The 19,809-nt window shown below is 66.0% G+C and carries 21 protein-coding genes; 10 read left to right on the top strand and 11 right to left on the bottom strand.

The window, feature by feature from the left end; translation table 11 throughout:
• Nucleotides 1-20: 20 nt before the first annotated feature.
• Nucleotides 21-800: a hypothetical protein gene (locus tag CS1BSM3_RS09405; RefSeq protein WP_072386810.1), complete on the bottom strand. Its 780-nt coding sequence runs from the start codon at nucleotides 798-800 to the stop codon at nucleotides 21-23.
• A 146-nt stretch (nucleotides 801-946) separates the two neighbouring features.
• Between CS1BSM3_RS09405 and CS1BSM3_RS09400 the strand changes: the two genes are divergently transcribed.
• Both CS1BSM3_RS09400 and CS1BSM3_RS09395 read left to right on the top strand, forming a co-directional pair.
• Nucleotides 947-1,483: a GNAT family N-acetyltransferase gene (locus tag CS1BSM3_RS09400; protein ID WP_072386809.1), complete on the top strand. Its 537-nt coding sequence runs from the start codon at nucleotides 947-949 to the stop codon at nucleotides 1,481-1,483.
• Nucleotides 1,470-1,772: a DUF6166 domain-containing protein gene (locus tag CS1BSM3_RS09395; RefSeq protein ID WP_072386808.1), complete on the top strand. Its 303-nt coding sequence runs from the start codon at nucleotides 1,470-1,472 to the stop codon at nucleotides 1,770-1,772. The genes CS1BSM3_RS09400 and CS1BSM3_RS09395 overlap by 14 nt, the downstream gene beginning before the upstream one ends.
• 5 nt (nucleotides 1,773-1,777) lie before the next feature.
• Here the strand turns inward: CS1BSM3_RS09395 and CS1BSM3_RS09390 are convergent, their stop codons facing one another.
• The 6 genes from CS1BSM3_RS09390 to plsX form a co-directional block, all read right to left on the bottom strand.
• Complete coding sequence (locus tag CS1BSM3_RS09390; RefSeq protein WP_072386807.1) at nucleotides 1,778-2,500, bottom strand: nitroreductase; 723 nt, start codon at nucleotides 2,498-2,500, stop codon at nucleotides 1,778-1,780.
• A gap of 118 nt (nucleotides 2,501-2,618) precedes the next feature.
• The gene (locus tag CS1BSM3_RS09385) at nucleotides 2,619-3,365 is read right to left on the bottom strand and encodes a 4'-phosphopantetheinyl transferase family protein (RefSeq protein ID WP_072386806.1); all 747 of its coding nucleotides are present in this window, start codon (nucleotides 3,363-3,365) and stop codon (nucleotides 2,619-2,621) included.
• 3 nt (nucleotides 3,366-3,368) lie between these two features.
• Complete coding sequence (locus CS1BSM3_RS09380; RefSeq protein ID WP_072386805.1) at nucleotides 3,369-3,896, bottom strand: MerR family transcriptional regulator; 528 nt, start codon at nucleotides 3,894-3,896, stop codon at nucleotides 3,369-3,371.
• Between the two features lie 79 nt (nucleotides 3,897-3,975).
• Entirely contained in the window at nucleotides 3,976-4,293 is a 318-nt protein-coding gene (locus tag CS1BSM3_RS09375) for an integration host factor subunit alpha (protein WP_072386804.1), read from the bottom strand.
• A 162-nt stretch (nucleotides 4,294-4,455) separates the two neighbouring features.
• The gene (locus CS1BSM3_RS09370; protein WP_072386803.1) at nucleotides 4,456-5,433 is read right to left on the bottom strand and encodes a beta-ketoacyl-ACP synthase III; all 978 of its coding nucleotides are present in this window, start codon (nucleotides 5,431-5,433) and stop codon (nucleotides 4,456-4,458) included.
• Between the two features lie 36 nt (nucleotides 5,434-5,469).
• The gene (plsX, locus tag CS1BSM3_RS09365; protein ID WP_072386802.1) at nucleotides 5,470-6,516 is read right to left on the bottom strand and encodes a phosphate acyltransferase PlsX; all 1,047 of its coding nucleotides are present in this window, start codon (nucleotides 6,514-6,516) and stop codon (nucleotides 5,470-5,472) included.
• 320 nt (nucleotides 6,517-6,836) lie between these two features.
• Between plsX and ruvB the strand changes: the two genes are divergently transcribed.
• From ruvB to putA, 7 genes are all read left to right on the top strand, one after another.
• Nucleotides 6,837-7,913 (top strand): Holliday junction branch migration DNA helicase RuvB, encoded by a 1,077-nt coding sequence (ruvB, locus tag CS1BSM3_RS09360; protein ID WP_072386801.1) that lies wholly within the window; start codon nucleotides 6,837-6,839, stop codon nucleotides 7,911-7,913.
• A gap of 55 nt (nucleotides 7,914-7,968) precedes the next feature.
• Entirely contained in the window at nucleotides 7,969-8,880 is a 912-nt protein-coding gene (locus tag CS1BSM3_RS09355; RefSeq protein WP_072386800.1) for a metallophosphoesterase, read from the top strand.
• Nucleotides 8,873-9,343, top strand: coding sequence for a YbgC/FadM family acyl-CoA thioesterase (locus CS1BSM3_RS09350; protein WP_072386799.1), 471 nt, complete (start codon nucleotides 8,873-8,875; stop codon nucleotides 9,341-9,343). Before CS1BSM3_RS09355 ends, CS1BSM3_RS09350 begins: the two co-directional genes overlap by 8 nt.
• A 283-nt stretch (nucleotides 9,344-9,626) precedes the next feature.
• On the top strand, nucleotides 9,627-10,346 hold the full coding sequence (gene tolQ, locus CS1BSM3_RS09345; protein WP_072386798.1) for a protein TolQ: 720 nt from the start codon (nucleotides 9,627-9,629) through the stop codon (nucleotides 10,344-10,346).
• A gap of 27 nt (nucleotides 10,347-10,373) precedes the next feature.
• The gene (gene tolR / locus CS1BSM3_RS09340; RefSeq protein WP_072386797.1) at nucleotides 10,374-10,841 is read left to right on the top strand and encodes a protein TolR; all 468 of its coding nucleotides are present in this window, start codon (nucleotides 10,374-10,376) and stop codon (nucleotides 10,839-10,841) included.
• A 4-nt stretch (nucleotides 10,842-10,845) separates the two neighbouring features.
• Nucleotides 10,846-12,009, top strand: a complete 1,164-nt coding sequence (tolA, locus tag CS1BSM3_RS09335) for a cell envelope integrity protein TolA (RefSeq protein ID WP_072386796.1) — start codon at nucleotides 10,846-10,848, stop codon at nucleotides 12,007-12,009.
• Nucleotides 12,010-12,260: 251 nt separating this feature from the next.
• Nucleotides 12,261-15,467, top strand: coding sequence for a bifunctional proline dehydrogenase/L-glutamate gamma-semialdehyde dehydrogenase PutA (gene putA / locus CS1BSM3_RS09330; RefSeq protein WP_072386795.1), 3,207 nt, complete (start codon nucleotides 12,261-12,263; stop codon nucleotides 15,465-15,467).
• A 5-nt stretch (nucleotides 15,468-15,472) separates the two neighbouring features.
• On the opposite strand, the gene trpD is transcribed toward putA, so the two are convergent.
• Genes trpD through CS1BSM3_RS09315 form a run of 3 tightly spaced genes read right to left on the bottom strand, consistent with a single transcriptional unit; the run spans nucleotide 15,473 to nucleotide 17,829 of the window.
• On the bottom strand, nucleotides 15,473-16,495 hold the full coding sequence (trpD, locus tag CS1BSM3_RS09325) for an anthranilate phosphoribosyltransferase (RefSeq protein ID WP_072386794.1): 1,023 nt from the start codon (nucleotides 16,493-16,495) through the stop codon (nucleotides 15,473-15,475).
• Nucleotides 16,496-16,535: 40 nt separating this feature from the next.
• Complete coding sequence (locus CS1BSM3_RS09320) at nucleotides 16,536-17,150, bottom strand: anthranilate synthase component II (protein ID WP_072386793.1); 615 nt, start codon at nucleotides 17,148-17,150, stop codon at nucleotides 16,536-16,538.
• Between the two features lie 52 nt (nucleotides 17,151-17,202).
• A complete protein-coding gene (locus CS1BSM3_RS09315; RefSeq protein WP_072386792.1) occupies nucleotides 17,203-17,829 on the bottom strand; it encodes a TetR/AcrR family transcriptional regulator in 627 nt (208 codons plus the stop codon).
• A 231-nt stretch (nucleotides 17,830-18,060) separates the two neighbouring features.
• Here CS1BSM3_RS09315 and CS1BSM3_RS09310 point away from each other — a divergent pair, with 231 nt between their 5' ends.
• Nucleotides 18,061-19,023, top strand: coding sequence for a homocysteine S-methyltransferase family protein (locus tag CS1BSM3_RS09310; RefSeq protein WP_072386791.1), 963 nt, complete (start codon nucleotides 18,061-18,063; stop codon nucleotides 19,021-19,023).
• Between the two features lie 57 nt (nucleotides 19,024-19,080).
• On the opposite strand, the gene CS1BSM3_RS09305 is transcribed toward CS1BSM3_RS09310, so the two are convergent.
• Complete coding sequence (locus tag CS1BSM3_RS09305) at nucleotides 19,081-19,770, bottom strand: glycosyltransferase (RefSeq protein ID WP_210188764.1); 690 nt, start codon at nucleotides 19,768-19,770, stop codon at nucleotides 19,081-19,083.
• Between the last annotated feature and the right edge of the window lie 39 nt (nucleotides 19,771-19,809).

Here is a 19,809-nt window from a genome sequence, read left to right as displayed (position 1 = left end):
ATGAGCGAGCGCGGCGAGGCTCAGGCCTCGCCAGAGCCGCCCGACAGCGTGAGCAGACGCTCGACGCGCCGCTGCTTCTCGGTGCTGCGCCAAACGTTCTCGATGATGAAGGGCTCCGAGCCTGCGGCCGCCGGCTTGAACACGACGTCGCCGGTGCCGAGGCCCAGGAAGCCGAGGCCGAGGAGCTTGTGGCGGAAGAGATCGTCGGGGTTGCGCCGCATGAGCATCCCGCGCGTGTCGTAGACGTTGCCGGGCGCGTTGCCGAGCCGATGGCGCTCGACGACCTGGCCGCCGTGAAAGCGCCAGTACGTGAGCTGGTCGATGCCGAATACGACGACGATCCAGATGAGCAGGAGGCCCGTCGACATCATGATGTAGAACGCGAGGTTCATGTGCACTCTGATCTCGGGCACGAAGCTGAAGACCGAGCCGAGACCCCATCTCCATTCCAGGCCGACGAGGGCCAAGGCGACCACTGCCGCAATAATGAAGGTGTGCAGAACGCGCGCCCTGACGTTCGTGAAGACGATCACGAACAGGATGACGGCGACGTAGGAGATGCCGAGCCACGCCTCGGGAAAGAACTTGATCTGCTTGCCGGCGAAGGGGACCGTGACATTATTGAGGTAGGTCGCGAAGGCACAGACATAGCCGTAGAACCAAACAACCCACCAGTAGAGGATGTTGGAATGCGCGACGAGGCGGACCTCGCGTGGCGGCGCGGCCTTCTGGGCCTGGGCGTGCATTCTCGCAGCTCTGATGGCGGCGGCGTCGCCGCCTACATCCCGTCCTTCGGCCATGTCCGTGACCTTTCCCCTGGAATGATGTGGCGCCCGGCCGCGCCCCGCAATGCCGTGCGCCCGCAGAAGCTACGGCAGAGCAGGCCACGGCGACAAGCACCGCGAAATCGTGTCGCTGCCGACGTGTATCCGGGGAGCACCGCGTGATGTCTCTCCCGCCCGCTGAGATCCGCCTCAGGGAAGCCCGTGCCGATGAGCTTGCAGCGCTCAGCGAGCTCTGCCTGCGCTCGAAGGCCGTATGGGGATATGACGCGACCTTCATGGAAGCCTGCCGTCGCGAGTTGACCCTCACGGGCGAGGAGCTTGGCAGCACCGTAGTGCGCGTCGCCGAACGCGAAGGCCGGCCGATCGGGCTTTGCCAGATCGCGGTCGAGGGGCCGAATGCCGATCTCGCGAAGCTGTTCGTCGAGCCCTCCGAGCTTGGGCGCGGTTGTGGGCGTGTGCTTTTCCTTTGGGCCGTGGCGACGGCACGCGATGCCGGCGCCCGCCGCATGACCATCGATGCCGATCCAGGCGCGGTGCCGTTCTACCTCCGTATGGGCGCGCGATCGGCGGGTGTTGCACCCTCGGGCTCGATCCCGGGGCGGGTGTTGCCGCGGCTCGAGGTTGCGCTCTGCCCTATTTGTGACATATCACACGCAGAGGCGGGGTTCGAAGGGGAGCAGGAAGATGAAGACGTATAGCGGCGTGCGCGGGTTCGACGGACTGGTGGTGCAGGTCGACGGGGCGCCGCTCTCCGAGCGTTACGACATCAAGCAGTTCACGACCTGGGGCTTCGAGTGGACCTATGAGGGCGAGAGCCCGCAGCAGCTCGCCCTCGCGATCCTTTACGATCACCTCCAGGATGGTCCGCGCGCCATCGCGCTCTCGGAGCCGTTCATGCGCGAGGTGATCGCGAACCTCGACAACGACTGGGTGCTGACCAGCGACGAGGTCCAGCGCGCGATCGACGGCATCGAGGCGCGGAGGTAGGACGCTCAGTCCTTCGCAGGCTTCAACGCGTCGACCCAGGTGACGAAGTTCTCGAGCGGCTCGCGTTCGGTCGTGAATGAGTTCACCTTCGCGCTGGTGTCGGGATAGCCGATGCCCATGCCGCAGATGATGATCTCATCGTCCGGCACGCTGAGGCGGGCTCGCAGTACCTCGTGAAAGTTCGCGAGTGCGGCTTGCGGGATCGTCTCGAGGCCGAACTGGCGCGCCGCGATCATGACCGACTGGACGAACATGCCCGTGTCGAGCCATGAGCCCTTTTCGAGCTGGCGATCGATCGAGAAGATGAAGGCCGTGGGCGCGCCGAAGAACTCGTAGTTCTGGCGGCGCTGGGCGTGCATGCCCGCCTTGTCCTCACGGGTGATGCCCATGGTGCTGTAGAGGCCCCAGCCGCAGGTGCGGCGACGCGCCAGATAAGGCTCGTACCACTTGGTGGGATAGTACTCGTATTCGCGCGTGCCTTCGCCGACGGTGTCGTAACGCTGGCAAAGATCGGTGACGATCTCGTCGCGCACCTTGCCGTCGAATACGTAGACCTTCCACGGCTGAATATTGGAGCCGGAGGGTGCGCGTCCCGCAGTTGTAAGAATGCGCGCGATCAGCTCGCGCGGCACCGGCGTCTTCAGGAAGGCGCGCGTCGACTTGCGGCCGCGGATGGCCTCCTCGACGGTGATGGCTCGTTCCCCGGTGCCCTGGCTCGCGTCGTTCATCCTGCTCTCGTCCCTGATCTCGACATCTGTTCGATCCAGGAGATAGCAGGCACGCAGGGCAGGCTCCAGCCACAATGTCCGGACAGATGCCCCTCATGCGCGACCGGCGGGACTCAAATCAACCGCCAAGGCGGGCAATCTCCGTGGCGAGATCGTGCAGTTCATGTGTGGCAGCCGGCGGCGAGGTCGCGAGAGCGGCGACGGCATCGAAGCGGCCGACATCAATGCCGAGAATACCGATCGGTTGCGCTTCGTCGGTTACGAGCTGGCGCGTTCGTTCCGCGACCGCATCGGTGCCGGGGCCCCGAGCGACGATGCCGAGCGTCTCCAGTAGTGCGCCGATGCCCGTGCCGCGCATCTTCCCGATGGCCTCGAGCCGCGTCCAGGCGGTGAGGAAGCGCACCTCGGCATCATCGGCCGGCAGCGACGCCTCAGGGTGCGCGGCGACGCCGGCGATCTCGATCAGGTGTCGGCGCTCGGTACTGAGGCGCACCGGGCGGCGCACCTCGGCATCGATCCCGACGCGGCCTTGATCGCGGACAGCGATGACGGCAAGTCCGGCGCTGTGGCTGAGGCTGAACTCGCCATTCCAGCCTGAGACGCGCGGCTTGCCCGCGCCGGCACCGCCGAAGTGCACGGGGCGCCCGAGATGCTCCATCAGCACCAGGTGAAGAGCGACGTGAGCGGCAATCCAGTCATTGCGATGTGCTTCGCCCGTGATCCGGCTGGCGCGCGCGATCTCGGCTTCAGTGAGCAGATGTCGATCGCGCTCGAGCGCGACAAGGCGCGTGCCTAGAGCACTGAGATCGACAACCCACACGTCGGTGTCGCCGGGCGGCGCTGCTGCGCGGGTGCGCCCGGCCACGGCCTAGCGACGGCCGCTGGCGGCAGAGGCTCCAGCCGGTGCCTTTGCACGCAAGGTCTCTCCGGCGAGAAGCGCCCGGCAGGCGCTGAGCTCCGAAATCGCAGCCACGACGACATCGCGCCCGACAGATGCTTCCTGAGCCGCGGCTTCGCTGCCGGCGCGCGCCTTGCGCGTCCCCGAGGCGCGGCGCGCGTTCGGCGCGGCCGAGATCGCCGCTGCCTCCGCGGCTTGCGGCACGGCTGCAATCAGCGCCGTCGCATCGTCCGATGCGAGCCGCTTGACCATCTCGACGCCCTGCTCCTTGAGAATGCGCTGGACGCCTCTGATCGTGTACGCATCGCGATTGAGCAGCGACTTGATGCCCTTGATCAGCTCGACGTCCTCGGGCCGGTAGAACCGCCGCCCGCCACCCCGCTTCAGCGGCTTGAGCTGCTTGAAGCGCTGTTCCCAAAAGCGCAATACATGTTTCGGCACGTCCAGCTCGGTGGATACCTCGCTGATCGTGCGGAATGCATCCGCCGATTTAGCCATGTTAGTGCCCCGCCGTTTAATGGCCCCGTGCCGTCGCCCAACGGCGCTTGAGCCATTCCTAGATCAAAACATCATAGGATCATTCCGCCGCCTTGCGCCGGTTCAGACGCGTATTGATACGCTCCTTCATGATATTGCTCGGCCGGAAGACCAGAACCCGGCGCGGTGTGATCGGCACTTCCTCGCCAGTCTTGGGGTTGCGGCCCATGCGCTGCGCCTTGGCGCGCACGCCGAACGAACCGAACGAGGAGAGCTTCACGCCTTCGCCTTGCGAAAGCGTCTCGGAAATTTCGCTGAGCACGCGCTCGACGAGCTCCTGGGACTCGTTCCGTGGCAGACCAACTTTCCGCACCAACGCGTCCGCCAGATCCGCACGGGTCAATGTCTTGCTGCCCATTGGTAAACGCCTCCCCGATGCTTGATTGTATAGAAGCTACCGGCAGCGGACATTCGGGTCAATGCCCGAGAAGAACAACCGGCTGAAATCGCAATAAAAATTGTTCAGCAGCAACAAACGATCAATTTCAGTGTGACAGCGCACGCACCGTTGAGCCGAAACTCACCAGCGCGCGAGCACCGCACCCCAGGTAAATCCGCCCCCCATGGCCTCCATCAGGACGAGGTTGCCCTCCTTCAGGCGATGCTCCTCGAAGGCCTGGTTCAGTGCCAGCGGGATCGAGGCGGCGGAGGTATTCCCGTGCTTGGCGAGCGTGCTCATGATCTTGTTCGGGTTGACGCCGAGCCGCTTGGCAATGCCATCGAGAATGCGCTGGTTGGCCTGGTGCGGCACGTAGAGGTCGATTTCCTCGGCCGCATAGCCGGTCTCGACGAGCGTCTCCTCGATCACGCCCGAGATCTTCTGGATGGCGTGGCGGAAGACCTCGCGGCCGTTCATGCGGAGATGGCCGGTGGTCTTGGTCGAGCCCGGGCCACCGTCAACGTACAGCAGATCCTCGTAGCGGCCATCGGAGCGGATGCGCGCAGAGAGGACGCCACGGTCGTCGCGCGTGCCTTTTTGCGGCTGAGCCTCGAGCACCACGGCACCGGCGCCGTCGCCGAAGAGCACGCATGTGCCACGGTCCGACCAGTCGAGGATGCGCGAGAAAGTCTCCGCGCCGACGACGATCGCGCGCTTGAAAAGGCCCGTTTTTAGGAAGTTATCGGCCGTCGTCATCGCATAGACGAAGCCCGAGCACACGGCCTGCACGTCGAAGGCGGCGCCGTTCGTGATGCCGAGGCCCGCCTGAATGCGCACGGCCGTTGCCGGAAATGTCCGGTCGGGCGTCGCCGTCGCGCAGATGATGAGATCGATGTCGCCGGGATCGATGCCGGAGCGCACGAGGGCCTGCTTGGCAGCGGCGATGCCGAGGTCCGACGTCAGCTCGTCCTCGGCCGCGATATGGCGCTGCTTGATGCCCGTGCGCTCGGTGATCCAGGCATCCGTCGTATCGACGATGCGCGAGAAGTCATCATTGGTCATGATGCGCTTGGGAAGATAGGCGCCCACACCACGAATTACCGATCTGATGACGGCCACTTTGCTTTACCTCGCGTGAGTTCTTCCTGTTCCGCCTCAGTTTTCGGGGATCGCCGCAAGCTTGCCGTGGAAGGCGCCGAGATCGGACGCGATCCGCCCCTTGAGGTCGCCAGCGGCCATCTCGTAGCCGACATTGATCGCGCTCGCAAAGCCGAAAGCGTCCGTGCCGCCGTGGCTTTTGACCGCTATGCCGTCGAGGCCGAGGAAAACGCCGCCGTTGACGCGGCGCGGATCCATCTTGTGCTTGAGTGTCCGAAAGCCGGGTTTGGCCAGCAATGCGCCGATCTTGGTTATCAGCGACTGGGTCATGGCCTCGCGCAGATAGACCCCGATCTGGCGGGCGGTCCCCTCGGCCGTCTTGAGCGCGATGTTGCCCGCAAAGCCCTCGACGACCACCACGTCCACGTCGCCCTGGCCGATCTGGTCGCCCTCTACGAAGCCCCGGTAGTTGATCGGGAGGCCCAGCTCGGGGAGTTTCAGCCAGGCATGCGCCTGCTTGACCTCGTCCGCGCCCTTGATCTCCTCGACGCCGACATTCAGCAAGCCGACACTCGGCCGGTCGATCTTGAGATAGGCCCGCGCCATGGCCGCGCCCATGAGGGCATACTCGGCGAGCTGGCGCGCCGAAGCGCCGATATTCGCGCCGACATCGAGGACGATGCAGACGCCCTTCACCGTCGGCCAGAAGGCGGCGATCGCGGGCCGCTCGATGTCGGCCATGGGCCTCAGCACGAGCTTCGACATGGCCATCAGCGCGCCGGTATTGCCGGCGGAGATCGCGGCGTGCGCCGCGCCCTCCCTCACCTGATCGAGGGCGTGCCACATGCTGGTGCCCTTGCCGCGGCGCACGGCCTGGCTCGGCTTGTCCTGCATGGAGATGGCTGTGTCGGTATGCACGATGCGCGACGCCGCTGCGAGGCGCGGAAAGGCCTTCAGCTCCGCTTCGATCACATCGCGATTGCCGCACAGGATGAAGCCGATCGCCGGGTGAGATTCGAGGGCCATGGCCGCTCCCGGTACGACGACCGGGACTCCATGGTCGCCCCCCATCGCATCGATGGCGATTATGCGAGGCTCTGCCATATGGTTCTTACTTGTCCAAGGAGGACGGCCAAGCTTCTACGCGGCGACTGTCCCTGAATTCCCCCAGGCCGCCTTGCCGTCAAAACCGCCCGAACATAGCGCTTTGCCCGGCCCGCACAACTGATTTTACCATCGCGGCATTATCATCAGTAATTGTGCGGACGGAGTTGAGGAACCTCGGGGCGCAGGGCTATCGGCGCTCGCGTTGGCGCGGCAAATCATGATATGAGCCCGAGGAACGAATGTGAAACGACGGGCGCCCAAGCTTGTGCAGAGGCTTGTGCTGTGGCTTGCGCCCAGGCTTCGAACGGGGTGGTTCGATGAGCGACGCCGACCGGCTGGTCTCGAGCGTCAAGAGGGAGGCCGATGCCTTCGAGGCATCGATCCGCCCGCAGTCCCTCGACGAGTTCGTCGGCCAGGAGGCCGCCCGCAGCAACCTCCGCGTCTTCATCCAGGCGGCCAGGGGGCGCGGCGACGCGCTCGATCACGTGCTGTTTGCCGGGCCGCCGGGCCTCGGCAAGACTACGCTCGCCCAGATCATGGCCAAGGAGATGGGCGTCGGCTTCCGTGCGACATCGGGGCCGGTGATCGCCAAGGCAGGGGACCTTGCAGCCCTGCTCACTAACCTCGAGGAGCGGGATGTCCTCTTCATCGACGAGATCCATCGCCTCAGTCCGGCCGTCGAGGAAATCCTCTACCCGGCCATGGAGGACTATCAGCTCGACCTGATCATCGGCGAGGGGCCGGCGGCGCGGTCCGTGAAGATCGATCTCGCCAAGTTCACGCTCGTCGGCGCCACGACGCGCGCGGGCCTGCTGACCAACCCCCTGCGCGACCGTTTCGGCATTCCCGTCCGGCTCAATTTCTACACGATCGACGAGCTGGAGAAGGTTGTGAGCCGTGGCGCGCGCGTGCTCGGCACGCGCATGTCGACCGATGGGGCGCGCGAGATCGCACGCCGCTCGCGGGGGACGCCGCGCATTGCCGGCCGGCTGCTGCGGCGCGTGCGGGACTTCGCGGCCGTCGATGGCGTCGCCATTATCGATGCCACTGCCGCCGACCGCGCACTCAACATGCTGGAGGTCGACAACGAGGGGCTCGACGCCCTCGATCATCGCTATCTGAACTGTATTGCCAGGAACTACGACGGCGGGCCGGTCGGCATCGAGACCATTGCCGCGGCGCTCTCCGAGGCCCGCGATGCCCTGGAGGAGGTGGTCGAGCCGTTCCTCCTTCAGCAGGGGTTCATCGGCCGGACACCGCGTGGCCGCGTTCTCACGCTACGCGCCTACCGTCACCTCGGGCTCACGGGGCCGGCGCGCGCATCCGCCGCTCAGGCCGGCCTCTTTGAAGCCGCAGAGGACGACGACGATGCCGCGGCTTCGGGCCGGGGCTGAAGCCCGCAGCAGGATTGCCGGGGCCTTTGATTGCTTTCACGGGATTGCTCGCTGAATGCTCACGCGTCGCGCATTGCTGAAGGCCGCAGCAGGTTTGGGTCTTACCAGCTTCGGCTTTACCGGCTACGCCCTCGGCGTCGAGCCCTGGGCCCATCACATCACGCGTTACCGCCCGCGCCTGTCCGGGTGGCCGCAGGATCTGCACCTTCGGATCGCGCTCGTCGCCGATGTCCACGCCTGCGAGCCGTGGATGGACCTCGAGCGCGTCGAGCGGATCGTCGCCGACACGAACGCACTGTCGCCCGACCTGATCTTGCTGCTCGGCGACTATATGGCTCACCACCGCTTCGTGCGCCGCACGATCCCGGCGTCGGAATGGGCGCGCGCGTTCGCGGGCTTCAGGGCGCCGCTCGGCGTGCACGCCATTCTCGGAAACCACGACTGGTGGGATGACGTCGAGGCCGTGCGGCGGCGCCATGGGCCGGTCCGCGCCCGCCGCGCGCTCGAAGCCGCCGGCATCCCGGTCTATGAGAACGATGCGAAGCGGCTCGCGAAAGGCGGCCGCGCCTTCTGGCTGGCCGGCCTCGGTGATCAGCTGGCCTTCAGGCGACTGGCCCGCAGCCGCGCCCGAGCGGCCACAGGCGTCGATGATCTGCCGGGGACGATGGCCAAGATCAGTGACAATGCACCCGTGCTGCTCATGGCGCATGAGCCGGATATCTTCCCCAAAGTGTCGCGGCGCGTGGCCGTGACGTTCTCGGGGCACACGCACGGCGGGCAGGTCGCGCTCGCCGGATTTGCACCGATCGTCCCATCCCGATATGGACGGCGCTTCGCCTATGGTCACATTGTCGAGGAAGGGCGCCACCTGATCGTGTCGGGCGGCCTCGGATGCAGCGGGATGCCGCTTCGGTTCGGTGTTCCGCCGGAGATCGTGCTCGTGGAGCTTGGAGGGCGGGATGCCTGATCGGCAGGCATGGCCTGATCTTGCTGGCCGGCTCGTGACGGACGCGGACGGCGCGCGGCATCATCTCCTGCCCGTGCGCGTCTACTTCGAGGACACGGATTTTTCCGGCCTCGTGTATCACGCGAGCTATCTGCGCTGGTGTGAGCGCGGCCGTTCGGACTATCTGCGCCTCGTCGGCAACGAGCATCGCGCGCTCATCGAAGGCGGAGACGGCGCCGAGCCATCGGCGTTCGTCGTGCGCCGGATGCGGCTCGAATACCTGAAGCCGGCGCGGATCGACGAGGTGCTGGAAGTCGAGACGCGCGTTGCCGAGGTAAAGGGTGCGGCGTTGAGCCTCGCGCAGCGCGTGCTGCGGGACGGCGTGGTTCTCTTCGAGGCCGAGGTGCTGGTGGTGCTGGTCTCGGTATCGGGCAAGCCGCAGCGCCTGAGCCAGCGCCTGCGGGCGGGCCTCACAGGCCGCTGAGGGTACCTGTGGAGCAATCGGAGCCCCGCGATTTTCGCTCGTCTCTTTGTCGTTCATGGGACCCGGCGGCACATGGACACATGTGGCCGAATCCGGGCATTTGGACCCTAGTTTAGTCACAATGGAGCGTAAGAAGCGGCGCTGGGGACAGGCAAGTCCGTAGATTCCAGATGAGCCCGACCGGTCGGCAGTGCGCTATCGAGGCGCGGATTGCGGGCCCGAGGGCTAGTGCTGTTTGATCGCTCTCGCCTCGATCCGAACCTCACGCGCCAGCGAGCAAAGTATGAACCCGACGGATATCCTCAAGGACAAGATCGTCACGGTTGGACACGGCAGTGGCACGTCGTTCATCGAGCTGTTCTTGCAGGCGCATGTCGTCGTTCAGATCGTCATGGTCGGCCTGCTGCTGGCCTCCGTCTGGTCCTGGGCGATCATCATCGAGAAGGTCTTCGCCTTCCGCCGCGCGCGCCGCGAGGCAGACCGCTTCGAGCAGCTTTTCTGGTCCGGCCAGAGCCTCGAGGAGCTCTACGCGAACCTCGCCCGCGACCGCACGCAATCCATGGCGGCGCTGTTCGTTGCTGCCATGCGCGAGTGGAAGCGCTCGGTCGAAGGCAACATCCGCGCGCTCGGCGGCATACAACTGCGCGTCGAGAAGGTGATGGACGTCACCATCAGCCGCGAGATGGAGCGCCTCGACCGCCGCTTGCTATTCCTCGCGACGGTCGGCTCGACGGCGCCGTTCATCGGCCTCTTCGGCACGGTCTGGGGCATCATGTCGAGCTTCCAGGCGATCGCGGCGTCCAAGAACACGAGCCTCGCCGTCGTCGCCCCCGGCATTGCCGAAGCCTTGTTTGCGACGGCACTTGGCCTCTTGGCCGCAATTCCGGCGGTCATGGCCTATAACAAGTTCTCGGCCGATTCGGCGCGGCTCGCGCAGCGCTTCGAGGCCTTCGCCGATGAATTCGCGGCGATCGTCTCGCGCCAGATCGATACGCGGACCTGAGGGGGCCGCGAGCGGGGAGAGAGCAGCATGGGCGCGAGCCTCAACACGGGCGGATCAGGCAAAGCTGGTCGGCGCAGCCGGGCCCGTCGCCACGCGCCGATGAGCGAGATCAACGTCACGCCGTTCGTCGACGTCATGCTCGTGCTTCTCATCATCTTCATGGTCGCAGCGCCGCTGCTGACGGTCGGCGTGCCGCTGGAGCTCCCGCAGGCGAAGGGTAAGCAGCTCGAAGCCAACAAGGAGCCGATCGTGGTCTCGGTGAACGCCCGCGGCGAGGTCTATCTCGGCCAGGAAGAGCGCACGGCCATGCGGCTCGACGAGATCGGGGCACGCTTGACGGCCATCGCGGGCAACCGCGGCGGCTTCGAGGAGCCGGTCTTCGTGCGCGGCGACAAGGCCGTGAGCTATGGCGACATCGCCCGCGTCATGGGCCGCATTCGTGACGCTGGATTTCGAAAGATTTCCCTCGTGACGGAAGTGGAGGGCGGAGGCTGAGGCCGTGTATTTCGGGCTTCTCGTCTCGGTTCTGCTGCACGCGACGCTGCTCGGCTGGACGGTCGTGTCCATTCAGTCGGTGCCGGAGCTGAAGACGCCGACGATCGAGCCGATCGCGGTCGACATGATCTCGCCCTCCGAATTGACGCGCATTACGAAGGGCAGCCGCTCCGCCACGCTCAAGGAAGCGATGGCCAAGGACAGCCCGCAGAACGATCCGACGCCCAAAGAGGCCCCGCGTCCCCGCATTCAGTCGGCACCGCCGCCTCCACCGCCTCCCGCTGCCGAGCCGCCTGCACCAACCCCGCCGCCACCTCCCCCACCGCCGAAGGCGGCCGAGGCACCGCCTCCTCCGCCACCCGCGCCGACGCCCCCGGCACCGGTGCCGGATCGCAGTGCGCTCGAGCAGAAACTCGCCGATCTGGCGCTTCAACAGGCCGAGGAAGCCAAGCGCGAGGCCCAGGCGAAGGCAGAAGCCGAAGCAAAGGCCAAAGCGGAGGCAGATGCGAAGGCCAAGGCTGAAGCCGAGGCCAAGGCGCACGCAGAAGCAGAGGCTAGAGCCAAGGCAGAAGCAGAGGCGAAGGCCAGGGCGGAGGCCAAAGCCAAGGCTGAAGCCGAAGCCAAGCGCAAGGCTGAGGAGAAGCGGAAAGCCGACCTCAAGCGCAAGCAGGAAGAAGCGCGCAAGAAGAAGCTCGCCGAGGAGAAGGCCAAGGCGCAGTTCAGTGCCGACCGGCTCTCCGCGCTTCTCGATAAATCACCGGATCCGCGCGCGCCGGCGCCCGCCGCGCCGCATCCGAGCACGGATACGCGCGCCAAGGGACCGGTGCGCGGAGCGCCAGAGGGGCGCGACACGCAGATATCGGCGAGCGAGGCGGCTTTCCTTGCCGGTCTGATGCGACAGGCGGTCAGCCGCTGCTGGAATATCAATGCCGGTCTCGAGGGCATCGAGCGGATGGTCGTCCAGATCGAGGTGCGGCTGCGCCCGGACGGCTCGCTCGCGGATCAGCCGAAAGTGCGCAATTCGAACAACTCGCCGCTCTTCCGCGATGCCGCCGACAGCGCCATGCGCGCGCTCATCGCGTGTGCCCCCTATGCCCTGCCACCTGACAAATACGAGGGCGGCTGGGAGCACATGATTCTCTCGTTCGATCCCAAGGATATGTTCTGAGGCCATCCCCTCTCCCCGCTTGCGGGGAGAGGGTTAGGGTGAGGGGCAGCGGCAGACGCCGACGTCAGCGCAAGCGGCCGCCCCTCACCCCGACCCTCCCCCCATTGAAGACAATGGGGAGAGGGGGAATGACGCGTTTGCCGCTCTCGACGCTTTATGCTCAATGACCTGAAGATCAGGCTGGCGATGACGTGATTCGCGTCACGCCCTGCCGAAGGGCATCCTCGGCTTCAGGCATGGAGGAGAGTGCGATGGTGGCCAATGGCGCGCGCGAAACCTGGTCGGCGGCCGGCGCCGCACCGACCTCTGCGCCTCTGCCGCGCGACGAGATCTCCGAATTCCATCTGCGCGATGAAGCGCGTCTCGTCGGCGGCCTCATCGAGCGCGCCGTCTACACGGCCGACGAGCGCCAGCGCATTGCGACACTCGCCGAGCGCCTCGTCGGCGCCGCGCGCGTTGGGCGCACGAAGCACGGCGGCCTCGATGCCTTCATGCACGAGTACGGCCTGACCTCCGAGGAAGGCGTCACGCTGCTCTGCCTCGCCGAGGCCCTGCTGCGCATTCCCGATGCCGACACCGCGGATGCGCTGATCGACGAGCGCGTCGGCAGCGGCGACTGGGAACGCCACCTCGGCCATTCGGAATCGCTGCTGGTCAATGCCTCGACCTTCGGCCTCATGCTGACGGGCCGCATCGTGCGTCTGGGACGCTCAGCCGGATCGGGTCCTGGCGCGGTCCTCAAGCGCCTCGTTGCGCGCTCGGGCGAGCCGGTCATCCGGCAGGCCATGCGGCAGGCCGTGCGTATTCTCGGCGACCAGTTCGTGCTCGGCCGCAACATCGAGAGCGCGATCTCGAATGCCTGGGAGTACGAGAAGCAGGGCTATGTCATCTCCTACGACATGCTCGGCGAGGCCGCGCGCACGGAGAAAGATGCGGCCCGCTATCACGCGCGCTATGCGACTGCGATCGAAGCCGTGGGCAAGTCGGCTGGCGCGCCGGGCGTCGAGAACATCGAGACGCTCACACGCCGCCCCGGCATCTCGATCAAGCTCTCCGCCCTCCACCCGCGCTTCGAGCCTGGCAAGGAAGCCCGTCTCGAAACGGAGCTCTTGCCTGACCTTCTGGAGCTCGCCCGCCTCGCGCGCGCACGTGGTCTCGCTATCACCATCGATGCCGAGGAGCAGGACCGTCTCGATCCGACGCTCATGATTTTCGAGCGTCTGCTGCACGCGCCGGAGCTTGCGAACTGGCCGGGCATCGGCATCGCCGTGCAGGCCTATGGCAAGCGCGCTGTTCCCGTGTTGCGCTGGCTGAAGCGCCTCGCCGAGACGACGCGGCGAACGATCCCTGTGCGCCTCGTGAAAGGCGCCTACTGGGACAGCGAGATCAAGCTCGCCCAGGAGCGCGGCCTGCCGGGCTATCCGGTCTTCACTGCGAAGACGCATACCGACGTCTCCTACCTTGCCTGCATGCGCTTCCTGCTGGGCGATACGCGCGCCTTCTATCCGCAGCTCGCGACGCATAATGCGCACACGATCGCGGCAGCGCATGTCGCCGGAGGCACGCTTTCCTTCGAGATGCAGCGCCTGCACGGCATGGGCGAGGCGCTCTACGAGGATGTCGTGAGCAAGTCCGGCCTTGGGCGCCGTTGCCGCGTGTATGCGCCCGTCGGCGCACACGAGGATCTGCTCGCTTATCTCGTGCGCCGCCTGCTCGAGAACGGCGCCAACACGTCGTTCGTCAATCGCCTTGCCGATGACGACATGCCGGCCGCCGAGATCGTGCGCGATCCTGTCGAGGTGACGGAGAAGCTCTGGCAGGCGGGCCAGATCGAGCAGAGCCTGCGCATTCCGCTGCCGGCCGCGATCCTCGGACCGGGACGGCGCAACAGTGCCGGCGTGGCGATCACGGAGCCGGCAACGCGGGCGGCTCTGCTCAGCGACATCGATGCCGCCATCGCCGTGGATTTCGCCGCGGGCCCGATCATCGACGGCAAAGCCATCCGCGGCGGCGATGCCGCGCGGCTCGTGCTCTGCCCGCACGACCGCCGCCGACGCATCGGCACCGTGCTCGAAGCGACGCCTGATCAGGTCGAGCGCGCCATCGCGAGCGCGGGCAAGGCCATGCACGCCTGGGACCGCCGCGGCGGGCCGGCGCGTGCGGCTCTGCTCGAGAAGGCTGCTGACCTCATGGAGCGCGATCGCGCGCGGCTCATGGGTGTGGTCGTGCGCGAAGCCGGCAAGACGCTCGACGCCGCGCTCGCCGAGGTGCGCGAAGCCGTCGACTTCCTGCGCTATTACGCGGGCGAAGCGCGGCGCCAGTTTGCGGGGCCGACGGTGCTGCCGGGGCCGACCGGCGAGCGCAATACCATCGAGCTTTGCGGACGTGGCGTGTTCGCGTGCATTTCGCCGTGGAACTTCCCGCTCGCGATCTTCACGGGGCAAGTGGCGGCCGCGCTGGCCGCCGGCAATGCCGTGATCGCGAAGCCCGCCGAGCAGACGCCCGTCACCGCCTTTCTCGCGGTCGAGCTGATGCACGCGGCCGGCATTCCCGGCGAGGTGCTGCAACTCTTGCCGGGCGATGGCTCGGTCGGTGCGGCGCTTTCCAAGGATCCGCGCATTGCCGGCATTGCCTTCACCGGCTCGAACGACACGGCCTGGGCCATCCAGCGGACGCTTACCGATCGTCGGGGCGCGATTCCGCCCTTCATCGCCGAGACCGGCGGCATCAACGCCATGATCGCCGATAGCAGCGCGCTCGCCGAGCAGGTCGTGCGCGATGTCGTGCGCTCGGCGTTCGACTCGGCAGGCCAGCGCTGCTCGGCGGCGCGCGTACTCTTCCTGCAGGAGGAGATTGCCGATCACGTCACGGAGATGCTGACCGGCGCCATTGCGGAGCTCAAAGTCGGCGATCCGCTGGACTATGCGACGGACGTCGGTCCGGTCATCGACGATGACGCGCAGACCATGCTCGAGGCGCACAAGCTCGCCATGCGGCGCAGCGCGCGCGAGCTGATCGATCCGCCGATCCCGGCGGATTGTCGCGCCGGTACGTTCGTCACGCCGGCGGCGTACGCCATCGACCGCATGGAGGTCGTCGAGCGCGAGGTGTTCGGCCCGATCCTGCACGTTGTCCGCTACGAGGGCGGCCATCTCGACCGCGTCATCAAGTCGATCAATGCGACGGGCTACGGCCTCACGCTCGGCCTGCACAGCCGCATCAGCGCGGTCGCGGACTACGTCGCCGAGCACGCGCGCGTCGGCAATCTCTACGTCAATCGCAATCAGATCGGCGCCGTGGTCGGCGTGCAGCCCTTCGGCGGCGAAGGGCTCTCAGGCACAGGGCCGAAGGCTGGCGGGCCGCACTATCTCGCGCGCTTTGCGACCGAGCGCGTGCGCTCGACGGATATCACCGCGACGGGCGGCAACATCGAGCTGCTGGGGCTCGACAAGATCTGAGGCGCTCAGCCGGCGTTCGTGATCTGGACGAGCTTGTCGAGCGCGGCGCGCGCGGCACCGGACTCGATCGAATGTACGGCCAGCGCGACGCCGTCGGTCAGGCTCGTCGCCTTGCCGCCGACGATCAGTGCCGCTGCCGTGTTCAGCAGCACGATATCGCGGAAGGGGCTTTTGACGCCGGCGAGAAGCTCGCGGATCGCCGCGGCATTCGTTGCCGCATCGCCGCCCTTCAGATCGGCGAGCTTCGCAGGCGCCAGGCCGGCATCGGCGGGCGTCACCTCGAAGACGGTGACCTTGCCGTCCTTCAGCTCGGCGACGGTCGTCGCGCCGGTCGTGGTCAGCTCGTCGAGACCATCGTGGCCATGCACGACCCACACGTGCTCGGCGCCGAGGTTCTTCAGCACATGAGCGATCGGCTCGACCCACTCCAGCGAGAACACGCCGAGCACCTGCCGCGTGACGCCGGCCGGATTCGAGATCGGTCCGAGCAGATTGAAGATCGTGCGGATGCCGAGCTCGGCGCGGATCGGCGCCCAGTGCTTCATCGAGGGATGATGCATCGGCGCCCAAAGGAAGCCGACGCCCGCATCTGCGATGGCCTTCGACACCAGTTCCGGGCTCGCGTCGACCTTCACGCCGAGCTCCGTCAGAACGTCCGACGCACCTGAAAGGGAGGACACGCGGCGATTGCCGTGCTTGGCAATCTTGAGGCCCGCGCCCGCCGCCACGATCGACGAGGCCGTCGAAACGTTGAACGTCCCATGGCTGTCGCCGCCCGTGCCGACGATGTCGACGGCGCCCGGAGGGGCCGACACGCGTTTCATCTTGGCCCGCAGCATCTGCGCGGCGCCCGTGATCTCGTCGACCGTTTCGCCGCGCACGCGCAGCGCCATCAGAAACGCACCCATCTGCGCCGGCGAGGCATGACCGTCCGTCATGATCTCGAGCGCGGTGCGGATCTCCTCGGTCGTGAGGACCGCCCCTGTCGAGACCTTCTGGATGAGGCGCGTGAGCTCGGCAGCGGGCATGGCGGTGTTGTTCCGGAAGTTCGGGCAGAGACGAGAAGGTTTATGCGGCGACGCGCGGCGCCTTGGTGTTGCGCGTGCGCGGCGTGAGGCCGGCAAAACGGAGGAAGTTGGCGAGGATTTCGTGGCCGTGCTCGGAGGCGATGCTCTCGGGATGGAACTGCACGCCATGCACGGGATGCGAGCGGTGCTGCACGCCCATGATGATGCCGTCCGCCGTCTCCGCCGTGATCTCGAGATCGGCCGGCAGGCTCGCGCGCTCGATGATCAGCGAATGATAACGGGTGACCTCGAAGCGCTTCGGCACTCCGCCGAAAAGACCCTTGCCCGTGGTCTCGATGGTCGAGAGCTTGCCGTGCATCGCCGACGGCGCCCGGATGACTTTGCCGCCGTACGCCTGCCCGATGGCCTGATGCCCGAGGCAGACGCCAAGGAGGGGGATCTTCGGCCCCGCCTTCTCGATCAGCTCGAGGCAGATGCCCGCCTCGTTGGGCGTGCAGGGGCCGGGGGAGAGCACGATCGCCTGCGGGGCCATCTTGATGGCCTCGGCCGTGGTGATCTTGTCGTTGCGGATGACTTCGCACTCAGCGCCAAGCTCGCCCAGGAAGTGGACGAGATTGTACGTGAAGCTGTCGTAGTTATCGATGAGCAGGAGCATGGATTTTGCTTACGCGGTACGCGCTTAGGCGTCAAGGCGGGGTCTCTTGCCGTCAGGTCCCCAGGAAGACCGTTTTCACGAACTCGCGGTAGAGCAGCATCTGGCGCGAGAGCGCGCGGGGATCCTTCAGCGACTTCGACAGAATGATGCCACCATCGGCTACTGCCGAAAGCATATCGGCGAGGTCGTCGAGATCAACAGGGATGCGCGGCGGATAGCGGGCCGCGATCATGTCGAGGCGCGTGCGGAACCGCTTGCGCCAGAGAATGACGGATGCGGCATTGAGGTCGCGCACCTTCTGATCGAAGAGCCGATCCTGGTAGCAATAGGCTGCAATCAGGCAGCCGGGATGGCCGTTCGGCAGGTCGGCAAACAGCTCGGCCAGCATCTTGAGGCCGACCAGAAAGCCGTGCAGGGGGTCTTCGTTCAGCTCGTCGGCGCGCGCGAACAACTCGTCGAACATCGCGCCCTCCCGCTCGATGTAGCGCTCGAGAAGCACGCGGGCGAGCTCGGTCTTGTCCCGGAAATGATAGAAGAAACCGCTCTTGGTGATGCCAACCGCGGCGATCAGCTCGTCAATTGAGGTTGCGTCGAAGCCCTTCTCGAGCACCGAGACCTCGGCGACATCCAGTATGCGCTCGCGCGCGTCACCTCTGCGCTTGGGTGCCGGGGACGCCATGGCACACTGCACCTTTGGTCAAGTTACCCATGGGACTGCGGCCGCCGCGGCCGCCGTTTATCAATTCAAATGCGCATAACAAGCTGAGTTCTAAGCCAAAATCACATGTGTGCGCAACTGTACCACGCGCTTTCTGGCGGCGCGGGGGGACGACCCGTAGATATCCGGCGGTCGCGATCGGAACGCTCCGCGCGGCCGGATAAACCCAAAAAATCAGAGTTGGAGATGACCATGAGCAAATATCGCAACGCATTGCCGCAGCTCGGTTCAAAGCTGTTCCTCACGGACGGCGGCCTCGAGACGACGCTGATTTTCCATCTCGGTATCGATCTCCCCCATTTCGCCTCCTGCGAGCTGCTGCGCAGCAAGATTGGTCGGAGCGTTCTTGCGGAGTACTTCCTGCCGTACATCGAGACGGCGCGTCGGGAGAAGCTCGGCTTCGTGCTCGAAGCGCCGACGTGGCGCGCCAACCCGGACTGGGGTGCGAAGCTCGGCTACTCGGGCGAGACGCTTGCCGACGTCAATCGCGCAGGGATCGCGCTGATGGAGGAGCTGCGCTTTGCCCACGAGATGCGCGACGTGCCGATGGTGATCAGCGGCAATATCGGCCCGCGCGGCGATGGCTACGTTGCCGGCACCGAGATGACGGTCGAGGCCGCGGCCGAATACCACGACGGGCAGGTCGCCCTATTTGCTGATAGCGCGGCCGATATGGTCTCCGCATTCACGATGACCAACGTCAGCGAGGCGCTCGGGATCGTGGTCGCGGCACAGCGGCACAGGATGCCGGTAGTGATCGCGTTCACGGTCGAGACGGATGGACGCCTGCCGAGCGGGGCCACGTTGCGCGAAGCCATCGAGACGGTCGATGCGGCGACAGGCGAGGGCCCCGCGTACTACATGATCAACTGCGCGCACCCGACGCACTTCGAGACGACGCTTGCGGGCGGCGGAAGATGGATCGAGCGTATTCGTGGCATCCGCGCCAATGCTTCGAAGCGCTGCCATGCGGAGCTGGATTCCGCGCCCGATCTCGATGCCGGCGATCCGGTGGAGCTTGGCGACCAGTACGGTGATCTGCTGCGGGCCTTCCCGCAGATCCGTGTGATCGGCGGCTGCTGCGGCACCGACCATCGTCATGTGGCGCACATGTGCGCAGCGTGCACCGGCGGTACGGGCAGCAAGGCTGCGTGACGAGGCTCAAATGCGCCGTTGTCGTGGATGGCACGGCAGCGGCGTACCTCACTGGCGTCAGGCCGACGCCTGCAGCATCCGGCCCAATGGTGAAGTAGGCGGGATGTTCTCCGTGCCGCGTCGGCGAAGCAGCTCGTTGTAGAGATGAACGCATTCGGTTCGATGCGTCGAAATATCTTCGATGGTCAGTTCGGGATCGAACAGCAGCGAGATGCGTCCATGATCGAGCGGATAGAAGACGTCTTGGGGACATACCTCGTTCTGGAGACCAAGTTTCTTGACGTAGTACGTCAGGGCGTGCGGGCCGAACGTGCCCCACGGCATTGAATGCGCCGAGCGACCCAGGCCGAGAAGATACCCAAGTTTGTGAATGATCCTCTTCTCAGGCTTCAGCCATGGAGGGATAAAGCCAGGGTCCGTCGCGGCGCGACGGAGCTTCGCGAGGAGGAGGCAATCACTGGGCATGGCCAAGACGGCACCATTCATTGCGCCGTCGCGCTCATAGCCCATGACGTACTCTCTGCTTCTGATGGGCCTCACACAGTACACATCGCAGTCGATGTAGATCCCTGCGCCTCGCGCCAGCAGCTCATACCGGTACAGATCGGAGAACAGGGCGAAGCTGCCAGTCCTTTTATGGCGAACGATTTTGCTCCTTTCGATGATCTTCGCCGCATCGACGAGCTCGACGCCGGGAGGAAGGTCCTTTACGCGATCGTAGGCATGGAGGCAGGTTCTGTGCCCCATACGAACGAATGATCGAAGGCAAGCAGCGGCTATCGGTCC

Source organism: Hyphomicrobium sp. CS1BSMeth3, from assembly GCF_900117415.1.
Lineage (GTDB): Bacteria > Pseudomonadota > Alphaproteobacteria > Rhizobiales > Hyphomicrobiaceae.
Note: the sequence above shows the minus strand (reverse complement) of the source record. Positions and strands in the feature narration are given on the sequence as shown.

Excerpts from the sequence above, each read along its gene's own strand:
- CS1BSM3_RS09405 (WP_072386810.1), bottom strand. The coding sequence starts at position 800 with ATGGCCGAAGGACGGGATGTAGGCGGCGACGCCGCCGCCATCAGAGCT.
- CS1BSM3_RS09400 (WP_072386809.1), top strand. The coding sequence starts at position 947 with ATGTCTCTCCCGCCCGCTGAGATCCGCCTCAGGGAAGCCCGTGCCGAT.
- CS1BSM3_RS09395 (WP_072386808.1), top strand. The coding sequence starts at position 1,470 with ATGAAGACGTATAGCGGCGTGCGCGGGTTCGACGGACTGGTGGTGCAG.
- CS1BSM3_RS09390 (WP_072386807.1), bottom strand. The coding sequence starts at position 2,500 with ATGAACGACGCGAGCCAGGGCACCGGGGAACGAGCCATCACCGTCGAG.
- CS1BSM3_RS09380 (WP_072386805.1), bottom strand. The coding sequence starts at position 3,896 with ATGGCTAAATCGGCGGATGCATTCCGCACGATCAGCGAGGTATCCACC.
- CS1BSM3_RS09375 (WP_072386804.1), bottom strand. The coding sequence starts at position 4,293 with ATGGGCAGCAAGACATTGACCCGTGCGGATCTGGCGGACGCGTTGGTG.
- plsX (WP_072386802.1), bottom strand. The coding sequence starts at position 6,516 with ATGGCAGAGCCTCGCATAATCGCCATCGATGCGATGGGGGGCGACCAT.
- ruvB (WP_072386801.1), top strand. The coding sequence starts at position 6,837 with ATGAGCGACGCCGACCGGCTGGTCTCGAGCGTCAAGAGGGAGGCCGAT.
- CS1BSM3_RS09355 (WP_072386800.1), top strand. The coding sequence starts at position 7,969 with ATGCTCACGCGTCGCGCATTGCTGAAGGCCGCAGCAGGTTTGGGTCTT.
- CS1BSM3_RS09350 (WP_072386799.1), top strand. The coding sequence starts at position 8,873 with ATGCCTGATCGGCAGGCATGGCCTGATCTTGCTGGCCGGCTCGTGACG.
- tolQ (WP_072386798.1), top strand. The coding sequence starts at position 9,627 with ATGAACCCGACGGATATCCTCAAGGACAAGATCGTCACGGTTGGACAC.
- tolR (WP_072386797.1), top strand. The coding sequence starts at position 10,374 with ATGGGCGCGAGCCTCAACACGGGCGGATCAGGCAAAGCTGGTCGGCGC.
- putA (WP_072386795.1), top strand. The coding sequence starts at position 12,261 with ATGGTGGCCAATGGCGCGCGCGAAACCTGGTCGGCGGCCGGCGCCGCA.
- trpD (WP_072386794.1), bottom strand. The coding sequence starts at position 16,495 with ATGCCCGCTGCCGAGCTCACGCGCCTCATCCAGAAGGTCTCGACAGGG.
- CS1BSM3_RS09320 (WP_072386793.1), bottom strand. The coding sequence starts at position 17,150 with ATGCTCCTGCTCATCGATAACTACGACAGCTTCACGTACAATCTCGTC.
- CS1BSM3_RS09315 (WP_072386792.1), bottom strand. The coding sequence starts at position 17,829 with ATGGCGTCCCCGGCACCCAAGCGCAGAGGTGACGCGCGCGAGCGCATA.
- CS1BSM3_RS09310 (WP_072386791.1), top strand. The coding sequence starts at position 18,061 with ATGAGCAAATATCGCAACGCATTGCCGCAGCTCGGTTCAAAGCTGTTC.
- CS1BSM3_RS09305 (WP_210188764.1), bottom strand. The coding sequence starts at position 19,770 with ATGGGGCACAGAACCTGCCTCCATGCCTACGATCGCGTAAAGGACCTT.